Below are 23,883 nucleotides of genomic sequence, written 5' to 3'. Positions count from 1 at the left end.
GAGGAGCGCGCGCCATGACGAAGCCGAGCAGCAAGACGGTCGTCGAGCGGCTGATGGCGCGGCACGGCCGCACCTATTGCGACGAGCTCGGCATCCCGATCGCCAGGAACACGCCGTCGCCGCTGTTCCGCTGGCTGGTCGCGGCGCTGCTGTTTTCCGCCCGCATTTCCGCCGGCCAGGCGGTGAAGGCGGCGCGGGCGCTGTCGGACGCGGGCTGGCGCACGCCGCGCAAGATGGCCGCCGCCACCTGGAAGGAGCGCGTCGACGTGCTCAACGCGCACGGCTATGCGCGCTACGACGAGAGCACCTCACGCATGCTGAAGGATGCCAGCGACCATCTGCTCGACGCCTATGGCGGCGACCTGCGCCGGCTGCGCGCGGCCGCCGACGGCGACGTCGCGGCGGCCGAGAAGCGGCTGACCGCCTTCAAGGGCATCGGCCCGACCGGCGCCGCCATCTTCCTGCGCGAGGCGCAGGCGGCGTGGCCGGAATTCGCGCCCTATGCCGACGGCCGCGCGCTGAAGGCGGCCGGCCGGCTCGGACTCGGCGACGATGCCGCCGCGCTTGCCCGGCTGGTGCCGCGCGCGGCGCTGCCGGCGCTGCTGACCGCGCTGGTGCGCGCCGATCTCGCCGGCGAGCTCGACGCGCTGGCCAGCGGCGAGCCGCTCGACGAGCCCGGCGCGGCGCGCCGCTGAGCCGCCGGTCGCGCACCGCCGATCACGCAACATTGCCGGCTGAAAGGCAGAGTTTTGGAACGCGCAGCGGGTGGTCGCGATTGTCGGCCGCGAGGGACGACCCAACCCCTCTACGAGGAAAGGACCACCAAAGATGCGCAAGATTCTTCTCGCAACCACCGCCATCGCCGCGCTGGGCATCGGCCCGGCGCTCGCCCAGGAAACCCCGATGGAGCCGAAGGCCAAGGTCGGCGCGCAGACCGAGGCCGGCGCTGACGCCACCACCGAGGACGCCGGCTTCGGCGCCGCGGCGGGCGGTGCCACGGGCGCCATCGCCGGCGCCGTGGTCGGCGGTCCGATCGGCGCCATCGTCGGCGGCTTCGCCGGTGCCGTGCTCGGCGCCGAGACCGCGGTGCCCGAGCAGGCCGTCGCCTATGTCGAGGCCAACCCGGTCGAGCCGGTGACGCTGGAAGGCCAGGTCGCCGCCGGCACCGCCGTGCCGCAGGGCGTCACGCTGCAGCCGATTCCGGACTATCCCGACTACGCCTATGTCTACACCGAGCGCCGGCCGCTGATCGTGCGCGCCGACACGCGCGAGATCGTCTATTCGCCCGGCTACGTCGTGCCGGAGCAGACGATCGAGTACGTGCGGGCCAACCCGGTCGATCCGGTCCAGGTCGAGGCGCGCGTCGGCGTCCAGGTGCCGGCCGAGGTCGAGCTGCGCCCGGTGCCGAGCGATCCGCACTACGCCTATGTCTATCTCGACGGCGGCCCGGCGCTGGTCGACGCCGAGACGCGCACGGTCGTCTGGGTGCGCTGACCGGGCGGCGGGCGGACCGGACCCGGCCTCAGGGCCGGGTTCCGCCACCGGTATTCGCGGGGGCCGCTCCATCGGGGCGGCCCCTTCGTCTTGCAGGTGACGCGCAGATCGCGCTTCCCTTTTTCCGCCGGCGTGGCACACTTCGCCCCGGTGCGGCCGGATACGCCGCACCCGCACCGGTGGGGAAAACGGACCATGTCCCTGAAAGCTTCGACGCGCCGTCGCGCGCTGTCGCTCGCCGTGCTGGCTGCCCTGGCGGCGGCCGGACCGGCGTTCGCCGACGAGATGACCGTCATCATGCGCAACAGCCATCCCTATGCCGTCGAGGTCGAGCTCTACAGCCAGGACCGCGACCATGTGTGGCCGGGCAACGGCGAGGTCTACTATCTCGACGACGGCGAGGCGCAGTCGATGCCGATCGCCTGCCTCGGCGGCGAGACCATCTGCTACGGCGCCTGGGTGTCGGGCGATCCCGGCACCTACTGGGGCGTCGGGCCCGACGACACCGATGGCTGCGAGCGCTGCTGCTATGTCTGCGACGACGGCGTGACCGAGGAGATCGAGCTCGTCGAGTGACGGCGAGACCGACGGGCCTCCGGGCGTCGCGACGCGGCGTCCGCGCGTCGGGCTCGCCGCGCGATTTTCCTCGGCCGCAACATGCTTTATAGCGTGCTGTAGCCCGGCGACGTCGCCGGGCGTTGCATGCATGCGGCACAATCAACGAGATGGACCATGATGGCGCCCGGAAGCCGCGTCACACTTTTCGTCAGCCTGGTGTGGATGCAGCGCATGACCAAGTTTTCGATCGCGCCGCGATGACCGCATTGCAAGCGCCCGCCGCACCGCTGTCGCTCGGCGTCGACACCGGCGGCACCTTCACCGACGCCGTGCTCTATGCCGAGGGCCGCGGCGTCGTCGCCAAGGCGAAGGCGCTGACCACGCGCCACGATCTCGCCGTCGGCATCGCCGGCGCCGTCGACGCGGTGCTGGCCGAGGCCGGCGTGCCGGCGGCCGCCATCGGCCTGGTCTCGATGTCGACCACGCTCGCCACCAACGCGCTGGTCGAGGGCGTCGGCGGCCGCGTCGCGCTGGTCATGATCGGCTTCGGCGAGGCCGACCTGGCGCGCGACGGGCTGGGCGCCGCGCTCGGCGGCGATCCGGTCGTCTTCCTGCCCGGCGGCCACGACGTCTACGGCAACGAGACGCCACTCGACCTGGCGCCGCTCGAGGCCGCGCTGCCGGACCTCGCCGGGGCGGTCTCCGCCTTCGCCGTGTGCGCCTATTTCGCCGTGCGCAACCCCGCGCACGAGAACGCCGCGCGCGGCCTGATCCGCCGGGCGACGGGGCTGCCGGCGACCGCCAGCCACGAGCTGTCCTCGCAGCTCGGCGGGCCGCGCCGGGCGCTCACCACGCTGCTCAACGCCCGCCTCGTCGGCCTGGTCGACCGGCTCGTCGCGGCGACGGAGGGCTTTCTCGCGGCGCGCGGCATCGCCGCGCCGCTGATGATGGTGCGCGGCGACGGCGCGCTGGTCTCCGCCGCCTTCGCGCGGCGCCGGCCGATCGAGACCATCCTGTCGGGGCCGGCCGCCAGCCTGGTCGGCGCACGCCATCTCACCGGCCTCGACGCCGCGCTCGTCTCCGACATCGGCGGCACCACGACCGACGTCGCCATGCTCGACGGCGGCCGGCCGCGGCTCGACCCGGAGGGCGCCACGGTGGGCGGCCACCGCACCATGGTCGAGGCGGTCGCCATGCGCACCTTCGGCCTCGGCGGGGATTCGGAGGTGGCGCTGGAGACCGCCGGTCTCGTGCGCGGCCTGCTGCTCGGGCCGCGCCGCCTGGTGCCGCTGGCGCTCGTCGGCCATCAGCATGGCGCGGCGGTGCGCGAGACGCTCGAACGCCAGGCGCGGGCGGCCATGCCGACGCGCCTAGACGGACGCTTCGCGCTGCGCACCGGCGTGTCGGAGCGCCTGTCGAGCGGCCTGACGCCGGCCGAGGCGCGGCTCTACGCGCTGCTCGGCGACGCGCCGGTGCCGCTCGACCGCCTGCTTGATGGTGGCGCCCGGCCGGCGACGCTCGACCGGCTGGTGGCGCGCGGCCTGGCCCAGATCGCCGGCTTCACGCCGACCGACGCGGCGCATGTCCTCGGCCTGCAGACCACCTGGGACGCGGCCGCCGCGCGGCTCGGCGCGACGCTGTTCGCGCGCCGGCGCGACGCGCGCGGCCTGGCCGTCGCCGACGACGCGGCGGCGATCAGCCGCCGCGTGCTCGACGCGCTGCAGCGCCGCTCGGCCGAAGCGCTGGTCGAGACCGCCTTTGCCGAGGACGGGCTCGATCCGCGGCATGCCGGCCATCCGCTGGTCGCCCGGGCGCTCGACGGGCGCGCCGGCGTGGCCCGGCTGGCGCTGGCGCTCGACCGTCCGGTGGTCGGCCTCGGCGCTTCGGCGGCGCTGCACTATCGCGGCCTCGGCGCGCGGCTCGGCACCGACTGCGTGCTGCCGCCGGATGCCGACGTGGCCAACGCGCTCGGCGCCGTGGTCGGCCGCGTCTCGATCCGCCGCGAGGCGCGCGTCGTCGAGCCGCAGGAGGGCCGCTTCCGCGCCAGCGCCGGCGCGGCGGTGGCCGATTTCAGCGACGAGAACGCGGCGCTCGACTGGGCCGAAAGCGAGCTCAGCCGGCAGGTCGCCGACGAGGCGCGCGCGGCCGGCGGCGAGGCGCTCGAGGTCGCCGTCGACCGCGACGTGCGCGCCGTCACGGTGGAGGGCAGCCGCCGCTTCGTCGAGGCGGTGATCGGTGCCACGGCGAGCGGGCGGCCGCGCTTCGCGGTGGCCGCCGGCGCGCTCGACCGTTCGGCGAATTGACCGGGCGTGCGCAACGTGGTGGAAAGCGCCGACACGCCGAGGGCGAGAAACCAGGGAGGCAAGCAGAATGAGCGAACGCGTCGAGGTCGACGGCCTGAAGGTCGCCCGCGTCCTGCATGATTTCATCGGCCGCGAGGCGCTGCCCGGCACCGGCGTCGACGAGGCGCATTTCTGGCAGGCCTTCTCCGCCATCGCGCACGAGCTGGCGCCGCGGAACCGGGCGCTGCTCGCCACGCGCGAGGCGATGCAGGAGAAGATCGACGCCTGGTGCCGCGACAAGGGCGGCGTCGGCGATCCCGAGGCCTACGAGGCGTTCCTGCGCGAGATCGGCTATCTGGTGCCCGAGGGACCCGACTTCGCCATCGCCACGCAGAATGTCGACGACGAGATCGCCCGCATCGCCGGGCCGCAGCTCGTCGTGCCGATCTCCAACGCGCGCTACGCGCTCAACGCGGCCAATGCGCGCTGGGGCTCGCTCTACGACGCGCTCTACGGCACCGACGCGCTCGGCGACCTGCCGCAGGCCGGCGGCTACGATCCGGCGCGCGGCGCCCGCGTCATCGCCTGGGCGCGCGGCTTCCTCGACGAGGTCGCGCCGCTCGACGGCGCCGGCTGGGCCGACGTCGCGGGCCTGGCCGTGCGCGACGGCAGGCTCGTGGTGAGCCTCGCCGGCGGCGGCACGGCGGGGCTGCGCGATGCCGGCCATTTCGACGGCTACAAGGGCGAGGCGGAGGCGCCGCGCGCCGTCATGCTCGCCAATCACGGCCTGAAGATCGGCATCCAGGTCAACCGCGACCACCCGATCGGCAAGGACGATGCCGCCGGCATCGCCGACGTCGTGCTGGAATCGGCGCTGACGACGATCATGGACTGCGAGGATTCGGTTGCCGCCGTCGACGCCGAGGACAAGACGCTGGTCTACCGCAACTGGCTCGGCCTGATGAAGGGCGACCTGGCCGCCGAGGTCGACAAGGGCGGCAAGACGGTGCGCCGCACGCTCAACCCCGACCAGCCCTATGCCGGGCCGGACGGCGCACAGAAGACCATGCGGGCGCGCTCGCTGATGCTGGTGCGCAACGTCGGCCACCTGATGACCAATCCGGCGATCCTGCTGCGCGACGGCACGGAGATCCCCGAGGGCATCATGGACGCCATGGTGACGGCGCTGATCGCGCTGCACGACATCGGTCCCGACGGCCGCCGCGCCAACTCGCCGGCCGGCTCCATGTACGTCGTCAAGCCGAAGATGCACGGCCCCGAGGAGGTCGCCTTCGCGGTCGAGCTGTTCGGCCGCGTGGAAGAGGCGCTCGGCATGGCGCCGAACACCATGAAGATGGGCATCATGGACGAGGAGCGGCGCACCACCGTCAATCTCAAGGAGTGCATCCGCGCGGCGGCCGAGCGCGTGGTGTTCATCAACACCGGCTTCCTCGACCGCACCGGCGACGAGATCCACACCTCGATGGAGGCCGGACCGATGATCCGCAAGGGCGACATGAAGCAGTCGACCTGGATCCAGGCCTACGAGAACCGCAACGTCGACGTCGGCCTGGCCTGCGGCTTCGCCGGCCGGGCGCAGATCGGCAAGGGCATGTGGGCGATGCCCGACAAGATGGCCGCCATGTTGGACGAGAAGATCGGCCACCCCGAGGCCGGCGCCAACACCGCCTGGGTGCCCTCGCCGACGGCCGCGACGCTGCACGCCACGCACTACCACAAGGTCGACGTGCGCGCCGTGCAGGAGGCGCTGAAGACGCGCCGGCCGGCCAGCCTGTCCGACATCCTCGCGGTGCCGGTGGCGACGCGGCCCAACTGGACGCCGGAGGAGATCCAGAAGGAGCTCGACAACAACGCCCAGGGCATCCTCGGCTATGTCGTGCGCTGGATCGACCAGGGCGTCGGCTGCTCCAAGGTGCCCGATATCAACGATGTCGGCCTGATGGAGGACCGCGCCACGCTGCGCATCTCCTCGCAGCACATCGCCAACTGGCTGCATCACGGCGTGTGCACCACCGACCAGGTGATGGAGACGATGCGGCGCATGGCCGCCGTGGTCGACAAGCAGAACGAGGGCGACCCGGCCTACCGGCCGATGGCGCCCGACTTCGACGCCTCGATCGCCTTCCAGGCCGCCTGCGACCTGGTCTTCAAGGGCCGCGCGCAGCCGAGCGGCTACACCGAGCCGGTGCTGCACGCCCGGCGTCTGGAGCTCAAGGCCGCTGACGCCGGCTAGCCGCACACCGCACCGTCCGCCCCCGGGCCGGCCGCCGCGCGGCCGCCCGGCCGGCGCCTGACGCGAAGACCATGACCCTGCTCGCCATCGACACCGCCGCCGACCGCTGCGCGGCCTGCCTGTTCGACGCCGGGACCGGCCGCACGGCCGGCCGTGCCGAACGCGCCATGCAGACCGGCCATGCCGAGCACGTCGTCGCCGTCATCGACGCCGCGCTCGCCGCGGCCGGGCTCGACTACGCGGCGCTGTCGGCCGTCGCCGTCACGGTCGGCCCCGGCTCCTTCACCGGCGTGCGCGTCGGCGTGGCCGCCGCGCGCGGCTTGGCGCTGGCGCTTTCGCTGCCTTCGGCCGGCGTGACGACGCTCGAGGGGCTGGCGGCCGAGACCGCCGCGCGCCATCCCGGCCGGCCGGTGCTGGCGGCGGTCGGCAACCGCCCGGCCGCGCTTGCCGCCGCCCTCTATGACGCCGACGGCGCCGAGGTCGCGGCGCCGGCCCTGCTGTCGGCGGCCGAGGCGGCGGCCGTCGCCGGCCGCGCCGGCGCCGTGCTGTGCGGCAGCGCGGCCGAGGCCGTGCGCGCGGCCGACGCGGCGCTGGCGCTCGACGCGGACGGGCTGGCGGCGACCGCCGACATCGCCACCTATGCCCGGCTCGCCGCGCGCCGCGGCTTTGCCGGCGACAAGCCGCGGCCGCTCTATCTGCGGCCGCCGGCGGCCGTGCCGCAGGCCGGTTTCGCCGTGCCGCGCAGGGGCTGAACGGTGCGCTTCTCGCTGCTCGGCCGCCGTCGCGAATTCGTCGTGCGCCCGCTCGAGCCGGGCGATTTGCACGCGCTGGCCGCGCTGCACGAGGAGGGTTTCGCCCGGCCGTGGAGCGACGGCGAGCTGGCCGCGCTGCTCGACCAGCCGCCGGTCTTCGGCTTCGTCGCGGTTCTCGTCGGCCGTGCGCGCGCCGCGCCGGTCGGCTTCGTGCTCGCCCGGCTCGCCGCCGGCGAGGCGGAGATCCTGACGATCGCGGTGGCGCGCGCCTGCCGCGGCCTCGGCATCGGCCGGCTGCTGATGGACGCGGTGCTGCGTCACCTGCACGAGCAGCGCGCCGAGGCCCTGTTCCTCGAGGTCGACGAGACCAACAAGGCGGCGGTCGCGCTCTATCGCCGGCTCGGCTTCCGCGAGGTCGGTCGGCGGCCCGACTACTATCTGCATGCCGCCCGGCGGCGCAGCGCCGCGCTGGTCATGCGCCGCGATCTCCGCTAGGGCGACGGCCGGGACATGGCGCCGAACGGAAAAGATTTCCCATGCTTCTCCAAGGGCTTGAGCTGTCGCTCGCGGGGCCGTTGGACCGTGCGACCGGCTGAGCCCGCGCCCGGCCGGGCGCCGCCGCGATGATCGGCCGCCTGCGCATCGCCGTCGGCCTCGCCGCGGTGGCGGCGGCGACGCTGCCGCTGGCGCTGACCCAGGTCGTCGCCCTGCGCACCGGGCTGATCGGCGAGGCGGCGGCGCCGCGCCTGTGGCACCGGCTGATCGTGCGCGTGCTCGGCATCCGCATCACCGTGGCCGGCCGGCTCGCCGAGGGGCGGCCGCTGCTGATCGCCGCCAACCACGTCTCGTGGACCGACATCATGGTGCTCGGCGCGATCGCCGACGTGCATTTCATCGCCCGGGCCGACATGGCGCGCTGGCCGGTGCTCGGCCGCCTGGCGACGCTGCAGCGCACCGTCTTCGTCGACCGCGAGCGCCGCCGCAGCGCCGGCGCGCAGGCGCGCGAGATCGCCGAGCGGCTGGCCGGCGGCGACCCGATGGTGCTGTTCGCCGAGGGCAGCACCGGCGACGGCAACCGCCTGCTGCCCTTCAAGAGCACGCTGTTCGGCGCCGCCCAGATGGCGCTGCGCGCGCTGCCCGAGCACAGCGTCCTGGTGCAGCCGGTGGCGCTCGCCTACACCCGGCGCCACGGCCTGCCGATGGACCGGCGCCAGCGCGGCCGTGTGGCGTGGATCGGCGACGCCACGCTGTGGCCGCATCTCAAGGAGCTGCTGCGCGTCGGCGCGCTCGACGTCGAGGTGCATTTCGGCGAGCCGCTGCCCTTTGCCGAGGATGCAAGCCGCAAAGAGGTCGCCCGCCTCGCCGAGGCGCGCGTGCGCGCCATGATGGCCGCGGCGTTGCGCCGGCCGCGCGAGCCGTGAAACGGCGCGTGACACAGTTGTGATCGCCGCCGCCCGAAACCGTTTGGCATCGGCCGGCCAAAGACGCTAGACAGCCGCCATGGAGCAGGATGTGACGCTCGACAGCGAGAACCGCCAGGCGGCCGCCGCGCCGCGGCCGGCCGACGGCCGCGCGCCGCGCAAGGTCTTCGTCAAGACCTATGGCTGCCAGATGAATGTCTACGATTCCCAGCGCATGGCCGACGCGCTGGCGCCGCAGGGCTACGAGAGCGCCGCCACGCCCGAGGAGGCGGACCTGGTGCTGCTCAACACCTGCCACATCCGCGAGAAGGCGGCCGAGAAGGTCTATTCCGAGCTCGGCCGCATCCGCCAGATCAAGGAGGCGCGCGCCCGCGCCGGCCGCGACACGGTGATCGGCATCGCCGGCTGCGTCGCCCAGGCCGAGGGCAGCGAGATCCTGCGCCGCGCGCCGGCCGTCGATCTGGTCGTCGGGCCGCAGACCTATCACCGCCTGCCGGCGATCCTGTCGCGCGTTGCTGCCGGCGAGAAGGTGGTGGAGACCGAGCACGCGGTCGAGGACAAGTTCGAGCATCTGCCGGCCGGCCCGCGGCGCGCCGTCGCCGCGCGCGGCGTCACCGCCTTTCTCACCGTGCAGGAGGGCTGCGACAAGTTCTGCACCTTCTGCGTCGTGCCCTACACGCGCGGCGCCGAGGTCTCGCGCCCGGTCGCCCAGATCGTCGCCGAGGCCGAGCGGCTGGCGGCCGCCGGCGTGCGCGAGGTCACGCTGCTCGGCCAGAACGTCAACGCCTGGCACGGCGCGGGGCCGGACGGCCGCGCCTGGGGGCTCGGCGAGCTGCTGTTCCGGCTCGCCGCGGTGCCCGGCCTCGACCGGCTGCGCTACACCACCAGCCATCCGCGCGACATGGACGACGCGCTGATCGCCGCGCATCGCGATCTCGACTGCCTGATGCCCTATCTGCACCTGCCGGTGCAGGCCGGCTCCGACCGCATCCTCAAGGCGATGAACCGGCGCCACACGGCGGCCGACTATCTGCGGCTGATCGAGCGCATCCGCGCCGCCCGGCCCGACATCGCCCTGTCGGGCGACTTCATCGTCGGCTTCCCCGGCGAGACGGAGGCCGATTTCGAGGCGACGATGCAGCTCGTGCGAACTATCGGCTATGCCCAGGCGTTCTCCTTCAAGTATTCGCCGCGCCCCGGCACGCCGGGCGCCGAGCTGGACGGCCATGTGGCCGAGCCGGTGAAGGCCGAGCGCCTGCAGCGCCTGCAGGCGCTGCTCGGCGAGCAGCAGCGCGCCTTCGCGGAGGCGACCGTGGGCAAGCGGATCGACGTGCTTCTGGAAAAGCCGGGCCGCCACGAGGGCCAGCGTGTCGGCCGCTCGCCGTGGCTTCAGCCGGTCATTGTTGATGAAAAGGCCGGCGAAATCGGTGACATTGTGAAGGTTCGAATCACGGAGGCTGGCGCGAACAGCCTGTTCTCGCAACCCTGCGCCTGAGGGAGACGCGATTGACCGCCGCCACGCAAGTGAACGAGATGCCCGCAGGGGCGTCGGACATGGCGCATATCGTACTGACCTTCGACAACAACAAGCTGGCCGGCGCCCTCTACGGGCCGTTCGACGAGAATCTCGCCCGCATCGAGCAGCGCCTCGGCGTCGACATCCGATCGCGCGGCAACCAGCTCGCCATCAAGGGCGAGCCCGGCGCCACCGAGCAGGCGCGCCGCGCCCTCGACTATCTCTACGGCCTGCTGCAGGGCGGCGCCGAGCTCACCCCGTCGGAGGTCGACGGCGCGCTGCGCCTGGCGATCGCCGCCGACGACCAGCTCACCCTGCCGACGATGGAGCGCAAGGGCCGCATGGCCGCCGCCCAGATCGCCACCCGCAAGCGCACCATCCACGCCCGCTCGGCCAACCAGGACGCCTACATGCGCGCGCTGGAGCGTGCCGAGCTCGTCTTCGGCATCGGCCCGGCCGGCACCGGCAAGACCTTCCTCGCCGTCGCCTATGCCGCCATGCTGCTCGAGCGCGGCATGGTCGAGCGCGTCGTGCTGTCGCGCCCGGCGGTGGAGGCCGGCGAGCGGCTCGGCTTCCTGCCCGGCGACATGCGCGAGAAGGTCGATCCGTACCTGCGGCCGCTCTACGACGCGCTCTACGACATGATGCCGGCCGACAAGGTGGAGCGCGCGCTGGCCGCCGAGGTGATCGAGATCGCGCCGCTCGCCTTCATGCGCGGGCGCACCCTGGCCAACGCGGTCGTCATCCTCGACGAGGCGCAGAACGCCACCACCATGCAGATGAAGATGTTCCTCACCCGGCTGGGCGAGAACGCGCGCATGATCGTCACCGGCGATCCGAGCCAGATCGACCTGCCGCCGCACACCAAGTCGGGCCTGGTCGAGGCGCTGCGCGTCCTGTCCGACGTGCCGGGCATCGTCACCGTGCGCTTCGACGAGCGCGACGTGGTGCGCCATCCGCTGGTCGCCGCCATCGTCGCTGCCTACGACCGCGACGCCGCCGGCCTGCCGCCCGCCCCGGCGGGCGACGACGGCTGAGCGCGCCGGCGATGGCCGTGGCGGACCGGCCGGCGGGCGCCGACGCGCTGCTGACGGTCGAATGCCTGCTCGAGGCGGGCGATTGGCCCGATCCGGAGGCGCTCGTCGCGTGCGCCGAGGCGGCGGTCCGCGCCGCAGCGGCGGCCGAGGGCGCGCCGGCCGGCGAGGTCACCGTCGTGTTCGCCGACGATGCGGCCGTGCGCGCGCTCAACGCGCGCTGGCGCGGCAAGGACCGGCCGACCAACGTGCTGTCGTTTCCCGCCGCCGCGCCGGCGCTGCCGGGCGGCGCCGCGCCGCCGCTCGGCGACATCGTGCTGGCCGCCGGGACGGTGGCCGCCGAGGCCGCCGCGCAGGACCGGCCGCTCGCCCACCACGTCGCGCATCTCGTCGTGCACGGCTTTCTGCACCTGCTCGGCCACGACCACGAGACGCCGGCCGAGGCCGATGCGATGGAGCAGCGCGAGACGCGCATCCTGGCGGGTCTTGCGATTCCCGATCCGTATGCCTAGCTAGAGCTTTGAAACAACCGAAAGACGATGAACCAGCACACACTCGCGACCGCCGGCGACACCCCGGGCGGTGATCCACCGGCCAAGGCCGACGCCGAAGACGGCTCTAGTAGCAGTAGCCCCGCGGGAGGCGCGCCCGACCGCTCGCTGCGCGAGCGCCTGGCAGGCTTCTTCCGCTGGCGCAACGGCAACTCGCTGCGCGAGGACCTGGCCGACGCGCTCTCCCACCAGACCGACGACACGACGTCGTTCTCGCCCGGCGAACGGGCGATGCTCAACAACATCCTGCGCCTGCGCGAGGTGCGCGTCGAGGACGTGATGGTGCCGCGCGCCGAGATCACCGCCGTCGACCTGTCGACGACGCTCGGCGACCTGCTCAAGCTGTTCGAGCAGTCGGGCCATTCGCGCATGCCCGTCTTTGCCGAGACGCTCGACGACCCGCGCGGCATGGTGCACATCCGCGACGTGCTCGCCCACGTCACGCGCGCCGCGCGCAACGGCAAGCGCCGCACGGCCAAGGCGGCGGCGCTGCCGCTCGATCTCAGCCATGTCGACCTGTCGCGCACCATCGGCGAGCTCAACCTGCTGCGCCCGGTGCTGTTCGTGCCGCCGTCGATGCTCGCCTCCGACCTGATGGCGCGCATGCAGGCCGGCCGCGTGCAGATCGCGCTGGTCATCGACGAGTATGGCGGCACCGACGGTCTGGTCTCGCTCGAGGACCTGGTCGAGATGGTGGTCGGCGACATCGAGGACGAGCACGACGACGACGAGCCGATGGTGACCAAGGTCGGCGACGGCGTCTTCGTGGTCGATGCCAAGGCCGAGATCGAGGAGGTCGCCGAGATGATCGGCGAGGCCTTCACGCCGGGCGAGCACGCCGAGGACGTCGACACCGTCGGCGGCATGATCTTCAACACGCTGGGCCGCGTGCCGGCGCGCGGCGAGGTGGTGCAGGCGGTGCCCGGCTTCGAGTTCCACGTGCTCGACGCCGATCCGCGCCGCGTCAAGCGGGTGCGCATCGTGCAGGGCCGCGGCGGCGAGCGCCGGCGGCGCGGCGCGCGCCCGGCCGAGGGCTGATGTCCGCCGTTTTCAGCCGCCCGCCAGTGCTGGTAAGTCTCATGCCGTGATTCGCGGGCGGTGGGAGCGGCCATGGAGAGCCTAGCCGGGCGAGTGATTCTGCTGTGGGGCTGGCAGCGCGCGCTCGTCGGCGTCGCGGCCGGCGCGCTGGCCGCCCTGGCGCAGCCGCCGTTCGACTTCTTCGCCGCCTGCTTCGTCGCCTTCCCCGTCCTCGTGTGGCTCGCCGACGGCGCGGAGGGGGCGCCGGACGCGCGCTGGCCGCGCCGTCTGCTGCCCGCCTTCGCGGTCGGCTGGTGGTTCGGCTTCGGCTATTTCGTCGCCGGGCTGTGGTGGATCGGCCGCGCGCTGCTCGTCGACGCCGAGGCCTTCGCCTGGGCGCTGCCGCTCGCCGTCATCGGCCTGCCGGCGGTGCTGGCCGTCTTCTACGGGTTGGCCACGCTCGTTGCGCGGCTGATGTGGAGCGACGGCATCGGCCGCATCGCCGCGCTCGCCTTCGGCTTCGGCCTGGCCGAGTGGCTGCGCGCGGTGGTGCTGACCGGCTTTCCCTGGAACGCCATCGGCCAGGCGGCGATGCCGGTCGAGCCGCTGATGCAGTCGGTCGCGGTGACCGGGCTTTTCGGCATGAACGCGCTCGCCGTCTTCGTCTTCGCCATGCCGGCGCTGCTCGGCTCCGGCCGCCACGCCCATGCCGGCCTGGCGCTCGCCACCCTGCTCGCCGCGCTGCACGCCGGCTACGGCCTGGTGCGCCTCGAGCTGGCGCCGGCGCCCGAGCGCACGCTCGCGATGCGCGTCGTGCAGCCGTCCATCGACCAGACCCGCAAGTGGGACACCGACGCGCGCGACGCGATCTTCGCCACCTATCTCGACCTGTCGTTCCCGCCCGACGCCGCCCCGGTGCCGCTGATCGTCTGGCCGGAGACGGCCGTGCCCTTCCTGTTCACCGACCGGCCCGACGCGCTGGCCGCGCTCGGCGAGCGGCTCGGCGAGGGGCAGATGCTGCTTGCCGGCGCGGTGCGGCGCGAGCTCGGCGCCGGGGCCGCGCCGACTCGCTACTACAACGCCGTCGTCGCCGTCGACGATGCCGGCGAGATCGCCGGCGCGGTCGACAAGGTGCATCTGGTGCCGTTCGGCGAGTACCTGCCGCTGTCCGGCCTGCTCGGCCGGCTCGGCCTGGAGGAGATCGCCGAGACGGTGGGGCCGTTCTCGGCCGGCGGGCCGCGCCGCACGATCGCCGTCGGCGACGGCGCGAACGCGCTGCCGCTGATCTGCTACGAGATCATCTTTCCCTCGCTGGTGCTGGCGCAGGCGGCCGGCGCCGACCTGATGGTCAACGTCACCAACGACGCCTGGTACGGCCGCACGCCGGGCCCCTACCAGCATTTCCGCCAGGCGCGGCTGCGCGCCGTGGAAGCCGGCCTGCCGCTGGTGCGCGCGGCCAACAACGGCATCTCGGCGCTGGTCGACGGCTACGGCCGGGTGATCGACGCGCTCGACCTCGACGCCTACGGCACGCTGGAGGGGGCGCTGCCGGTCGGCCGCGTGCGCACCCTCACCCTCGGCCCGCCGGCGCGCAACGGCGCGGCGATCCTCGCGCTTCTCGCGCTTGTCGCGCTTGTGGGTAGCATGCGCGGGCGACCTCGCGCGAATTGACAGGTTGTGCCTGCGGCACCCATAGTAGTCGGGCCGCCGGGCATGCCGCCTAGCTTCTTGATCGTTGGGGCCTTCGAAACAAGGGTTTCGCGGTTCCGGTGGCCTCAAAAACAAGCCGGCATCAAGGCGGCAAGGGGCTATGAATCCAAACAAAAAACGACCGAATCCGATCGACGCCCATGTGGGCGCCCGCATCAGGCTGCGCCGAAACATGCTTGGCATGAGCCAGGAAAAGCTCGGCGAAGGGCTGGGGATCACCTTCCAGCAGATCCAGAAATACGAGAAGGGGACGAACCGGGTCGGCGCCAGCCGGCTGCAGGCGATCGCCTCCCTTCTGTCGACGCCGGTCTCCTTCTTCTTCGAAGGCGCGCCCGGTCACGACGGCGAGGAAGTGACCGGCATGGCGGAGGACAGTCCGACCGCCTATGTCGTCGACTTCATCAACTCGGCCGAGGGCATCCAGCTCAACCGCGCCTTTGCCCGGATCAGCGATCCGAAGGTGCGGCGGCGGGTGATCGACCTCGTCCGGGCGCTGGCCGAAGAGACCTAGCGCGTTCCCGGGCGACGCGGGAACCGCTCGCCCGGGCGCCGACGCGCTGGCGCCGGTCTGCGGTTGGCTGGAGGGCGGAGCGGCTCGAGCGCCTCTCCGCGGCATGGTCTCGTCCGGCAGAGCACGGATGCTGCGCGCCGGGGCACGGTCCGGTCGTGCCCGTGCGCACCGCAGCGGCCGGCGTTTGTGCGCGGCCGGCCCCGCGCGCCGCTGCGGGAATGCGGCGCGCCGGCGATTCCGTGCCCGGCCGGGCGACGTTGCGCTTGACGTTCTTCGCGCCGCTTGGCTAACAGGACGCGCTCCGGCCGGCAGCAGCGCCGGCCTTTGTTTCGAGAGGGGACACCCGTGGCGCGCAGCAACTATCTGTTTACCAGCGAATCGGTTTCCGAAGGCCATCCCGACAAGGTGTGCGACCGGATTTCCGACGAGATCGTCGACCTTGTCTACCGCGAGGCCAAGAAGGCCGGCATGGACCCGTGGAAGGTGCGCGTCGCCTGCGAGACCCTGGCCACCACCAACCGGGTGGTGATCGCCGGCGAGGTGCGGGTGCCCGACACGCTGCTCAAGAAGGGCAAGGACGGCCGCTTCCTGACCGATTCCAAGGGCGAGCCGGCGATCAATCCGAGCCGCTTCCGCTCCGCCGCGCGCCGTGCCATCCGCGCCATCGGCTACGAGCAGGACGGCTTCCACTGGAAGACGGCCAAGGTCGACGTGCTGCTGCACGGCCAGTCGGCGCACATCGCCCAGGGCGTCGACAGCGCCGCCGACCGGCAGGGCGAGGAGGGAGCCGGCGACCAGGGCATCATGTTCGGCTACGCCTGCCGCGAGACGCCCGACCTGATGCCGGCGCCGATCTACTATTCGCACAAGATCCTCGAGCTGCTCGCCGCCGCGCGCAAGAAGGGCGAGGGCGACGCCGCCCGGCTCGGCCCCGACGCCAAGAGCCAGGTCACCGTGCGCTACGTCGACGGCAAGCCCCACGAGGCGACGCAGATCGTGCTGTCGACGCAGCATCTCGATCCGAGCTGGGACAACAAGAAGGTGCGCGCCGTCGTCGAGCCCTACATCGTCGAGGCGCTGTCGTCGGGCGGCCTGTCGATCGCGCCCGACTGCACCTGGTACATCAACCCGACCGGCACCTTCGTCATCGGCGGCCCCGACGGCGATGCCGGCCTGACCGGCCGCAAGATCATCGTCGACACCTATGGCGGCGCCGCGCCGCATGGCGGCGGCGCGTTCTCCGGCAAGGACACCACCAAGGTCGACCGCTCGGCCGCCTATGCCGCGCGCTACCTCGCCAAGAACGTGGTGGCCGCCGGTCTCGCCGAGCGCTGCACCATCCAGCTCGCCTACGCCATCGGCGTCGCCCAGCCGCTGTCGGTCTATGTCGACCTGCACGGCACCGGCAAGGTCACCGAGGAGCAGGTCGAGATGGCGCTGCGCAAGGTGATGGACCTGTCGCCGAGCGGCATCCGCCGCCACCTCGACCTCAACAAGCCGATCTACGCCAAGACCGCCGCCTACGGCCATTTCGGCCGCAAGGCCGGGCGCGACGGCTCGTTCTCGTGGGAGCGCACCGACCTCGCCAAGGCGCTCAGGAAGGCGGTCGCCGAGGTCTGATCCGGGCCGCCGGCGCCGCCATGGCCGAGGAGCACCCGAGCAGGGCGAGCGAGGCCTTCTTCGGCCGCCGTCGCGGCAAGCGGCTGCGGCCGGCGCAGCGCGCGGCGCTCGATGCCGCGCTGGCCGCGCTCGGCCTCGATCTGGCCCGCCCCGCGCCGGCCGATCCGGCGGCGCTGTTCGCCGTGCCGGTCGCCGCGGTGCGGCTCGAGATCGGCTTCGGCGGCGGCGAGCACCTGCTCGACGCGCTGGCGCGGCACCCCGACACCGGCTTCATCGGCGTCGAGCCCTTCGTCAACGGCATGGCCAAGCTCGCGGCCGCGCTCGACGGCGCGTCGCCCGGCAATCTGCGCCTCTTCGACGACGACGCCACGCGTCTGCTCGACTGGCTGCCGGAGGCCTCGCTCGACGGCATCGACCTGTTCTATCCCGACCCCTGGCCGAAGCGGAAGCACTGGAAGCGGCGCTTCGTCAACCGCGCCAATCTCGACCGCTTCGCCCGCGTGCTGCGGCCGGGCGGCCGCTTCCGCTTCGCCTCCGACATCGCCAGCTATGTCGACTGGACGCTGCTCGTCTGCCGCGACCACCCCGCCTTCGCCTGGCAGGCCGAGACGGCCGACGACTGGCGCCGCCCCTTTGCCGGCTGGCCGGGAACGCGCTACGAGAAGAAGGCGCTCGGCGAAGGGCGGGTGCCGGCCTACCTGACCTTCGTGCGGCGCTGATCCGCGCCGCCGGTGGCGGGTCCGGTGCAGCGGCCAAGCGATGGAAGGAGCCAAGCCATGCCCCACAGCGTCAGGATCCTCGACACCGAGATGGTCACGCACAACGTGCGCCGCTTCCGGCTCGAGCGGCCGCAGGGCTACGACTTCACGCCGGGCCAGGCGACCGAGGTGGCGATCGACCGCGACGGCTGGCGCGAGGAGAAGCGGCCGTTCACCTTCACCGGCCTGACCGACGACCCGCAGCTCGAGTTCACCATCAAGATCTATCCCGAGCACGAGGGGGTGACCGACGCGCTCGGCCGCATCGCGGCAGGCGAGGCGCTGCTGATCGACGCGCCGTGGGGCACGATCCGCTACAAGGGGCCGGGCACCTTCATCGCCGGCGGCGCCGGGCTGACGCCCTTCATCGCCATCCTGCGCGACCTGGCGCGCAGGGGCGAGATCGCCGGCAACCGGCTGGTCTTCTCCAACAAGACCGAGGCCGACATCATCATGCGCGAGACGTGGGAGGCGATGGACGGGCTCGACACGCTGTTCGTCGTCACCGACGAGCCGGAAAGCCCGCTGTCGGGCGGGCCGGTCGACCGCGACTTCCTCGAGCGCCACGTCGCCGATTTCGGCCAGCGCTTCTACGTCTGCGGCCCCGACAAGATGGTCGCCGACATCACCAGCGCGCTGAAGGCGCTGGGCGCCGATCCCGACGGGCTGGTGTTCGAGGAATAGCCGGCGCGGCGCGCCGTCGCTTCGGGGCTTGAAAAGATCGGCGCTTTCGATTACGTGAGAAGCACAATTCTTGGTCGTAACGGCGAAGAGTGGGGCCCCCGGGACCCGCTCTTTTTTGTTGGGTTGCGGCCGTTTGGGTGAGCGATGGCTGAGGGCGATCCGCAACAGGGCGGCCGGGCGACGACCGGCGACGACCGCATCATCCGCGAGAGCGGCATCGACGCGCGCCTGGCGGCGATCGTCGAGCCGGTGCTGCGCGGCATGGGCTATCGGCTGGTGCGCGTGCGCCTGACGGCGCAGAACGGCCACACGCTGCAGATCATGGCCGAGCGCGACGACGGCTCGATGACGGTCGAGGACTGCGAGGAGGTCAGCCGCGGTCTGTCGCCGGTGCTCGACGTGGAGGACCCGCTCGACACCGCCTACAATCTCGAGATCTCCTCGCCGGGCATCGACCGGCCGCTGGTGCGCAAGTCCGACTTCGCCGCCGCGCTGGGCCATCTGGTCAAGCTCGAGACCGCGGCGACGATCGCCGGGCGCAAGCGCTTCCGCGGCCGCATCGCCGAGGCCGGCGAGACGGGCATCACGCTGGAGCGCGACCAGCCGGCCTATGGCGAGGAGCCGCGGCTCGACATCCCCTTCGAGGCGCTCGCCGAGGCGCGGCTGGTGCTGACCGACGATCTGGTGCGCGAGGCGCTCAAGAAGGACAAGCAGGACCGCCAGGCGCGCCGCCGCGCGCGCCGCGGCGGCGGCAGCGAGGACGGCGGCGACGCCGCGTGACATCGGGGCGCCGGGCGCCCGCGGATTTGCCAGGGAGACGGACATGGCAGTCAGTGCAAACAGGCTAGAGCTTCTTCAGATCGCCGACGCGGTGGCGCGCGAGAAGTCCATCGACAAGCAGATCGTCATCGCCGCGATGGCCGACGCGATCCAGAAGGCGGCGCGCTCGCGCTACGGCCAGGAGACCAACATCCGCGCCGACATCAACCCGCAGACCGGCGAGATGAAGCTGCAGCGGCTGATGGAGGTCGCCGAGGACATCGAGGACCCGGCCCGCCAGATCCCGCTCGCCGAGGCGCGCCAGCGCAACCCCGACGCCCAGGTCGGCGACTTCATCGCCGAGCAGCTCCCGCCGATGGATTTCGGCCGCATCGCCGCCCAGTCGGCCAAGCAGGTGATCGTGCAGAAGGTGCGCGAGGCCGAGCGCGACCGCCAGTACGACGAATACAAGGACCGCATCGGCGACATCGTCAACGGCACGGTCAAGCGCGTCGAGTACGGCAACGTGATCGTCGACCTCGGCCGCGGCGAGGCGATCATCCGCCGCGACGAGCTGATCCCGCGCGAGATGTTCAAGTATGGCGACCGCGTGCGCGCCTATGTCTACGACGTGCGCCGCGAGCAGCGCGGCCCGCAGATCTTCCTGTCGCGCACCCATCCGCAGTTCATGGCCAAGCTGTTCGCCATGGAGGTGCCGGAGATCTACGACGGCATCATCGAGATCAAGTCGGTCGCCCGCGATCCCGGCTCGCGCGCCAAGATCGCGGTGATCAGCCACGATTCCTCGATCGATCCGGTCGGCGCCTGCGTCGGCATGCGCGGCAGCCGCGTGCAGGCGGTGGTCGGCGAGCTGCAGGGCGAGAAGATCGACATCATCCCGTGGTCGCAGGACGCCGCCTCTTTCATCGTCAACGCGCTGCAGCCGGCCGAGGTCGCCAAGGTGGTGCTCGACGAGGATGCCGAGCGCATCGAGGTGGTGGTGCCCGACGACCAGCTCTCGCTGGCCATCGGCCGGCGCGGCCAGAACGTGCGGCTGGCCTCGCAGCTCACCGGCTGGGACATCGACATCCTGACCGAGGAGGAGGAATCGCAGCGCCGGCAGAAGGAATTCGTCGAGCGCTCGACGCTGTTCATGGAGGCGCTCAACGTCGACGAGATGGTCGGCCAGGTGCTCGCCTCGGAAGGCTTCACCAGCGTCGAGGAGGTCGCCTATGTCGATCTCGAGGAGATCGCCTCGATCGACGGCTTCGACGAGGACACCGCGACGGAGATCCAGACCCGCGCGCGCGAGTATCTCGAGCGCATCGAGGCCGAGCACGACGCCCGCCGGCGCGAGCTCGGCGTCGAGGACGACCTGCGCGGCGTGCCCGGCATGACCACGGCGATGATGGTGGCGCTCGGCGAGGACGGCGTGAAGACGATGGAGGACTTCGCCGGCTATGCGGTCGACGACCTGGTCGGCTGGCGCGAGCGCCAGGACGGCGAGACCAAGTTCTTCCCCGGCGTGCTCGACGGCTTCGACGTCTCGCGTGCGGAGGCCGAGCAGATGATCATGGCCGCGCGGCTCGCCATCGGCTGGATCACCGAGGAGGAGCTGGCCGGGGAAGAGGCCGAAGAGGGCGAAGAGGGCGAGGCCGAGGCCGAGGAGACCGGCGCGGAGGCCGGGGCCTGAGCGCCATGGCGGCGGCCGCGTCCGGCGCACCGGCTGGCGAGATGAACGACCGCACCTGCATCGTGACGCGCGACAGCGCGCCGCCGGAGGCGTTGCTGCGTTTCGTCGCGGCGCCCGACGGCACGGTGGTGCCGGACCTCAAGCGCCGGCTGCCCGGCCGCGGCTGCTGGGTGACGGCGCGCCGCGACCGGGTCGACCAGGCGGTGCGCCGCAAGCTCTTTCCGCGCGCGCTGAAGGCGCCGGTCACGGCGCCGGAGGAGCTCGGCGCCCAGGTCGACGCGCTGCTCGCCAGGGCCGCGCTCGGGGCGCTCGGCCTTGCGCGCAAGGGGGCAGCCGTGGCATTGGGGGCGACCAAGGTGGAGGCCGCCGTGCGCAGCGGCAAGGCACGCGCAGTGCTGCATGCGCTGGAAGCCTCCGACAACGGCCTGCGCCGCATCGACCAGGCGCGCCGCGCCGTGGCGCGGCAGGGCGGCCCGATCATCCCGGCGTTCAAACTCTTTTCGGCGGCCGAATTGGGTTTGGCATTGGGGGGCACAAATGTGATACATGCTGCGGTGCTCGATAGGGATGCGGGCGCTGCGGCCTTGAAGCGCGTGGTGCGGCTCGACACATATCGAGGCGGCACCCCGGACAACCGGACGACACTTGCGGCGAACGCCGCAGAGGATTTGGAATGAGCGACACGAAGACGGGTGACGACAAGACGCTGAGCGTCAACAAGAAGAAGACTCTGACGCTGAAGCGCCCCGGCATGGAGCAGGGGACCGTGCGCCAGAGCTTCTCGCATGGGCGCTCGAAGTCCGTCGTCGTCGAGACCAAGAAGCGCAAGTTCGCCCGCCCCGACGAGCGCCCCGAGGCGCCGGCGCCCGTCGCCGTGACGAAGCCCAAGCCGCGCCCGGCCGCGCCGCCGCCGGCGGCCGAGACGCCGCGTCCGCGCCCGCAGCAGGGCCGCATGGGCGTGGTGCTCAACGAGCTGTCGACCGACGAGATGGAGGCCCGCCGCCGCGCGCTGCAGGATTCCAAGGTGCGCGAGGCCGAGGAGCGCCAGCGCGCCGCCGAGGACGCCAAGCGCCGCGCCGAGGAAGAGGAGCGCCGCCGCCTGGAGCGCGAGGAATCCGCCCGCCGCCAGGCCGAGGAGGAGGCGCGCCTGAAGGCCGAGGCCGAGGCGCGCAGCCGCGCCGAGGAGGAGGCGCGCCGCCGCGCGCCGAAGCCCGAGGCGCCGGCCGCCGAAGAGGCGGAGAGCGACGCCGGCGAGCGCGGCCGCGGACCCGCCGGGCCGCGGCGCACCGCCGCCCGCCCGGAAGCGGCGCGGCCGGCCAAGCCGCGCGGCGAGGCCGAGCGCCGGCGCGGCAAGCTGACCCTCAACAGCGCCCTGTCGGGCGACGAGGCGCGCGGCCGCTCGCTGTCGTCGATGCGCCGCCGCCAGGAGAAGTTCAAGCGCGCCCAGCACCAGGAGCCGCGCGAGAAGATCGCCCGCGAGGTGGTGCTGCCGGAGACGATCACCGTGCAGGAGCTCGCCCAGCGCATGGCCGAGCGCTCGGTCGAGGTCATCAAGTACTTCATGAAGCAGGGCCAGATGATGAAGCCCGGCGACGTGATCGACGCCGACACCGCCGAGCTGGTGGCCGCCGAGTTCGGCCACTCGGTCAAGCGGGTGGCGGAATCCGACGTCGAGGAAGGCCTGTTCGATGTCGCGGACAGCGCCGAGGACCTGCGTCCGCGGCCGCCGGTCGTCACCATCATGGGCCATGTCGACCACGGCAAGACGTCGCTGCTCGACGCCATCCGCCGTACCAACGTGGTGTCCGGCGAGGCGGGCGGCATCACCCAGCACATCGGCGCCTACCAGGTCGAGAAGGACGGCCAGCCGATCACCTTCATCGACACGCCCGGCCACGCCGCCTTCACGGCGATGCGCGCGCGCGGCGCCGAGGTGACCGACGTGGCGGTGCTCGTGGTGGCGGCCGACGACAGCGTGATGCCGCAGACGATCGAGTCCATCAACCACGCCAAGGCGGCCGGCGTGCCGATCATCGTGGCGATCAACAAGGTCGACAAGCCGGAGGCCGACGCGCAGAAGGTGCGCACCGAGCTGCTGCAGCACGAGGTGTTCGTCGAATCGATGGGCGGCGAGGTGCAGGACGTCGAGGTCTCGGCGACCAAGGGCACCAATCTCGACCGTCTGCTCGAGGCGATCCTGCTGCAGGCGGAGATCCTCGAGCTCAAGGCCAACCCCGAGCGCAGTGCCGAGGGCGTGGTGGTCGAGGCCAAGCTCGACCGCGGCCGCGGCCCGGTGGCGACCGTGCTGGTGCAGGCCGGCACGCTGCGTCCCGGCGACATCCTGGTCGCAGGCAACGAGTGGGGCCGCGTGCGCGCGCTCGTCGACGAGCGCGGCGAGCAGGTCAAGGAGGCGCCGCCCTCGACGCCGGTCGAGATCCTCGGCCTGCAGGGCACGCCGCAGGCCGGCGACCGCTTCGCGGTGGTCGAGAACGAGGCGCGCGCCCGCGAGATCTCCGAGTACCGCCAGCGCAAGGCGCGCGAGAAGGCGGTGGCCCGCCAGGCCGGCCAGCGCGGCTCGCTCGAGCAGATGATGTCGCAGCTCCAGAGCTCCGGGCTCAAGGAGTTCCCGCTCATCATCAAGGGCGACGTGCAGGGCTCGATCGAGGCGATCGCCAACGCGCTGGAGAAGATCTCCACCGACGAGGTGCGTGCGCGCATCGTGCATTCGGGCGCCGGCGCGATCACCGAGAGCGACGTCTCGCTGGCCGAGACCTCGGAGGCGGCGATCATCGGCTTCAACGTGCGGGCCAACAAGCAGGCGCGCACGGCCGCCGTGCAGGCCGGCATCGAGATCCGCTACTACAACATCATCTACGACCTGGTGGACGACATCAAAGCCGCCATGTCGGGTCTGCTGTCGCCCGAGCGGCGCGAGACCTTCCTCGGCAACGCCGAGATCCTCGAGGTGTTCAACATCACCAAGGTCGGCAAGGTGGCCGGCTGCCGGGTCACCGAGGGCAAGGTCGAGCGCGGCGCCGGCGTGCGCCTGATCCGCGACAACGTGGTCATCCATGAGGGCAAGCTGAAGACGCTCAAGCGCTTCAAGGACGAGGTGGCCGAGGTGCCGGCCGGCCAGGAGTGCGGCATGGCCTTCGAGAGCTACGAGGACATCCGCGCCGGCGACGTCATCGAGGCCTTCCGCGTCGAGCACGTCACGCGCACGCTCTGAGGCTCCTGCCGGCGAAGCGGGACCCGCTTCGCCGCCGCCA

The 23,883-nt window shown here is 72.5% G+C and carries 21 protein-coding genes; all 21 read left to right on the top strand.

Annotated elements, in window-relative coordinates; translation table 11 throughout:
* Positions 1 to 14: 14 nt before the first annotated feature.
* Positions 15 to 695, top strand: a complete 681-nt coding sequence (locus N1F89_RS08110) for a hypothetical protein (RefSeq protein ID WP_290083205.1) — start codon at positions 15 to 17, stop codon at positions 693 to 695.
* A 133-nt stretch (positions 696 to 828) separates the two neighbouring features.
* A complete protein-coding gene (locus tag N1F89_RS08105) occupies positions 829 to 1,494 on the top strand; it encodes a DUF1236 domain-containing protein (RefSeq protein WP_290083204.1) in 666 nt (221 codons plus the stop codon).
* A 195-nt stretch (positions 1,495 to 1,689) separates the two neighbouring features.
* Complete coding sequence (locus tag N1F89_RS08100) at positions 1,690 to 2,070, top strand: hypothetical protein (RefSeq protein WP_290083202.1); 381 nt, start codon at positions 1,690 to 1,692, stop codon at positions 2,068 to 2,070.
* Between the two features lie 239 nt (positions 2,071 to 2,309).
* Complete coding sequence (locus N1F89_RS08095) at positions 2,310 to 4,355, top strand: hydantoinase/oxoprolinase family protein (protein WP_290083201.1); 2,046 nt, start codon at positions 2,310 to 2,312, stop codon at positions 4,353 to 4,355.
* A gap of 67 nt (positions 4,356 to 4,422) precedes the next feature.
* The gene (locus N1F89_RS08090; RefSeq protein WP_290083200.1) at positions 4,423 to 6,588 is read left to right on the top strand and encodes a malate synthase G; all 2,166 of its coding nucleotides are present in this window, start codon (positions 4,423 to 4,425) and stop codon (positions 6,586 to 6,588) included.
* A gap of 71 nt (positions 6,589 to 6,659) precedes the next feature.
* On the top strand, positions 6,660 to 7,340 hold the full coding sequence (tsaB, locus tag N1F89_RS08085) for a tRNA (adenosine(37)-N6)-threonylcarbamoyltransferase complex dimerization subunit type 1 TsaB (RefSeq protein ID WP_290083198.1): 681 nt from the start codon (positions 6,660 to 6,662) through the stop codon (positions 7,338 to 7,340).
* 3 nt (positions 7,341 to 7,343) lie between these two features.
* Positions 7,344 to 7,835 carry a GNAT family N-acetyltransferase gene (locus N1F89_RS08080; protein WP_290083197.1) on the top strand — a complete coding sequence of 164 codons (492 nt, stop codon included), beginning with the start codon at positions 7,344 to 7,346 and terminating at the stop codon, positions 7,833 to 7,835.
* Positions 7,836 to 7,963: 128 nt separating this feature from the next.
* Positions 7,964 to 8,761 carry a lysophospholipid acyltransferase family protein gene (locus tag N1F89_RS08075; RefSeq protein WP_290083195.1) on the top strand — a complete coding sequence of 266 codons (798 nt, stop codon included), beginning with the start codon at positions 7,964 to 7,966 and terminating at the stop codon, positions 8,759 to 8,761.
* Positions 8,762 to 8,840: 79 nt separating this feature from the next.
* On the top strand, positions 8,841 to 10,256 hold the full coding sequence (miaB, locus tag N1F89_RS08070) for a tRNA (N6-isopentenyl adenosine(37)-C2)-methylthiotransferase MiaB (protein WP_290083193.1): 1,416 nt from the start codon (positions 8,841 to 8,843) through the stop codon (positions 10,254 to 10,256).
* A 38-nt stretch (positions 10,257 to 10,294) separates the two neighbouring features.
* Positions 10,295 to 11,314 (top strand): PhoH family protein, encoded by a 1,020-nt coding sequence (locus N1F89_RS08065; protein WP_290083269.1) that lies wholly within the window; start codon positions 10,295 to 10,297, stop codon positions 11,312 to 11,314.
* An 11-nt stretch (positions 11,315 to 11,325) separates the two neighbouring features.
* Positions 11,326 to 11,823: an rRNA maturation RNase YbeY gene (ybeY, locus tag N1F89_RS08060; RefSeq protein ID WP_290083191.1), complete on the top strand. Its 498-nt coding sequence runs from the start codon at positions 11,326 to 11,328 to the stop codon at positions 11,821 to 11,823.
* Between the two features lie 27 nt (positions 11,824 to 11,850).
* Positions 11,851 to 12,900: a hemolysin family protein gene (locus N1F89_RS08055; RefSeq protein WP_290083189.1), complete on the top strand. Its 1,050-nt coding sequence runs from the start codon at positions 11,851 to 11,853 to the stop codon at positions 12,898 to 12,900.
* Between the two features lie 72 nt (positions 12,901 to 12,972).
* Positions 12,973 to 14,550 (top strand): apolipoprotein N-acyltransferase, encoded by a 1,578-nt coding sequence (gene lnt / locus N1F89_RS08050; protein ID WP_290083188.1) that lies wholly within the window; start codon positions 12,973 to 12,975, stop codon positions 14,548 to 14,550.
* Between the two features lie 139 nt (positions 14,551 to 14,689).
* Positions 14,690 to 15,100, top strand: coding sequence for a helix-turn-helix domain-containing protein (locus N1F89_RS08045; protein WP_290083186.1), 411 nt, complete (start codon positions 14,690 to 14,692; stop codon positions 15,098 to 15,100).
* Between the two features lie 345 nt (positions 15,101 to 15,445).
* Positions 15,446 to 16,720: a methionine adenosyltransferase gene (metK, locus tag N1F89_RS08040; RefSeq protein WP_290083185.1), complete on the top strand. Its 1,275-nt coding sequence runs from the start codon at positions 15,446 to 15,448 to the stop codon at positions 16,718 to 16,720.
* A 20-nt stretch (positions 16,721 to 16,740) separates the two neighbouring features.
* On the top strand, positions 16,741 to 17,439 hold the full coding sequence (locus N1F89_RS08035) for a tRNA (guanine(46)-N(7))-methyltransferase TrmB (RefSeq protein ID WP_290083183.1): 699 nt from the start codon (positions 16,741 to 16,743) through the stop codon (positions 17,437 to 17,439).
* 57 nt (positions 17,440 to 17,496) lie between these two features.
* Entirely contained in the window at positions 17,497 to 18,162 is a 666-nt protein-coding gene (locus tag N1F89_RS08030) for an FAD-binding oxidoreductase (protein WP_290083182.1), read from the top strand.
* A gap of 144 nt (positions 18,163 to 18,306) precedes the next feature.
* Complete coding sequence (gene rimP, locus N1F89_RS08025) at positions 18,307 to 18,942, top strand: ribosome maturation factor RimP (protein ID WP_290083180.1); 636 nt, start codon at positions 18,307 to 18,309, stop codon at positions 18,940 to 18,942.
* A gap of 43 nt (positions 18,943 to 18,985) precedes the next feature.
* Positions 18,986 to 20,614, top strand: a complete 1,629-nt coding sequence (gene nusA / locus N1F89_RS08020) for a transcription termination factor NusA (protein WP_290083178.1) — start codon at positions 18,986 to 18,988, stop codon at positions 20,612 to 20,614.
* Positions 20,615 to 20,655: 41 nt separating this feature from the next.
* Positions 20,656 to 21,291, top strand: coding sequence for an RNA-binding protein (locus N1F89_RS08015; protein ID WP_290083176.1), 636 nt, complete (start codon positions 20,656 to 20,658; stop codon positions 21,289 to 21,291).
* The gene (infB, locus tag N1F89_RS08010; protein WP_290083174.1) at positions 21,288 to 23,843 is read left to right on the top strand and encodes a translation initiation factor IF-2; all 2,556 of its coding nucleotides are present in this window, start codon (positions 21,288 to 21,290) and stop codon (positions 23,841 to 23,843) included. The genes N1F89_RS08015 and infB overlap by 4 nt, the downstream gene beginning before the upstream one ends.
* The last annotated feature ends 40 nt before the right edge of the window (positions 23,844 to 23,883 follow it).

Source organism: Aquibium sp. A9E412 (genome assembly GCF_030398335.1).
GTDB lineage: Bacteria > Pseudomonadota > Alphaproteobacteria > Rhizobiales > Rhizobiaceae > A9E412.
This window is presented reverse-complemented; position numbering and strand designations above follow the sequence as displayed.

Bases quoted from the DNA above. Each gene is read 5' to 3' on its own strand.
- tsaB (WP_290083198.1), top strand. From the start codon at position 6,660: ATGACCCTGCTCGCCATCGACACCGCCGCCGACCGCTGCGCGGCCTGC.
- nusA (WP_290083178.1), top strand. From the start codon at position 18,986: ATGGCAGTCAGTGCAAACAGGCTAGAGCTTCTTCAGATCGCCGACGCG.
- N1F89_RS08055 (WP_290083189.1), top strand. From the start codon at position 11,851: ATGAACCAGCACACACTCGCGACCGCCGGCGACACCCCGGGCGGTGAT.
- N1F89_RS08110 (WP_290083205.1), top strand. From the start codon at position 15: ATGACGAAGCCGAGCAGCAAGACGGTCGTCGAGCGGCTGATGGCGCGG.
- N1F89_RS08095 (WP_290083201.1), top strand. From the start codon at position 2,310: ATGACCGCATTGCAAGCGCCCGCCGCACCGCTGTCGCTCGGCGTCGAC.
- N1F89_RS08090 (WP_290083200.1), top strand. From the start codon at position 4,423: ATGAGCGAACGCGTCGAGGTCGACGGCCTGAAGGTCGCCCGCGTCCTG.
- N1F89_RS08030 (WP_290083182.1), top strand. From the start codon at position 17,497: ATGCCCCACAGCGTCAGGATCCTCGACACCGAGATGGTCACGCACAAC.
- N1F89_RS08105 (WP_290083204.1), top strand. From the start codon at position 829: ATGCGCAAGATTCTTCTCGCAACCACCGCCATCGCCGCGCTGGGCATC.
- infB (WP_290083174.1), top strand. From the start codon at position 21,288: ATGAGCGACACGAAGACGGGTGACGACAAGACGCTGAGCGTCAACAAG.
- N1F89_RS08075 (WP_290083195.1), top strand. From the start codon at position 7,964: ATGATCGGCCGCCTGCGCATCGCCGTCGGCCTCGCCGCGGTGGCGGCG.
- N1F89_RS08035 (WP_290083183.1), top strand. From the start codon at position 16,741: ATGGCCGAGGAGCACCCGAGCAGGGCGAGCGAGGCCTTCTTCGGCCGC.
- N1F89_RS08100 (WP_290083202.1), top strand. From the start codon at position 1,690: ATGTCCCTGAAAGCTTCGACGCGCCGTCGCGCGCTGTCGCTCGCCGTG.
- miaB (WP_290083193.1), top strand. From the start codon at position 8,841: ATGGAGCAGGATGTGACGCTCGACAGCGAGAACCGCCAGGCGGCCGCC.
- lnt (WP_290083188.1), top strand. From the start codon at position 12,973: ATGGAGAGCCTAGCCGGGCGAGTGATTCTGCTGTGGGGCTGGCAGCGC.
- N1F89_RS08045 (WP_290083186.1), top strand. From the start codon at position 14,690: ATGAATCCAAACAAAAAACGACCGAATCCGATCGACGCCCATGTGGGC.
- N1F89_RS08065 (WP_290083269.1), top strand. From the start codon at position 10,295: ATGCCCGCAGGGGCGTCGGACATGGCGCATATCGTACTGACCTTCGAC.
- ybeY (WP_290083191.1), top strand. From the start codon at position 11,326: ATGGCCGTGGCGGACCGGCCGGCGGGCGCCGACGCGCTGCTGACGGTC.
- rimP (WP_290083180.1), top strand. From the start codon at position 18,307: ATGGCTGAGGGCGATCCGCAACAGGGCGGCCGGGCGACGACCGGCGAC.
- N1F89_RS08015 (WP_290083176.1), top strand. From the start codon at position 20,656: ATGAACGACCGCACCTGCATCGTGACGCGCGACAGCGCGCCGCCGGAG.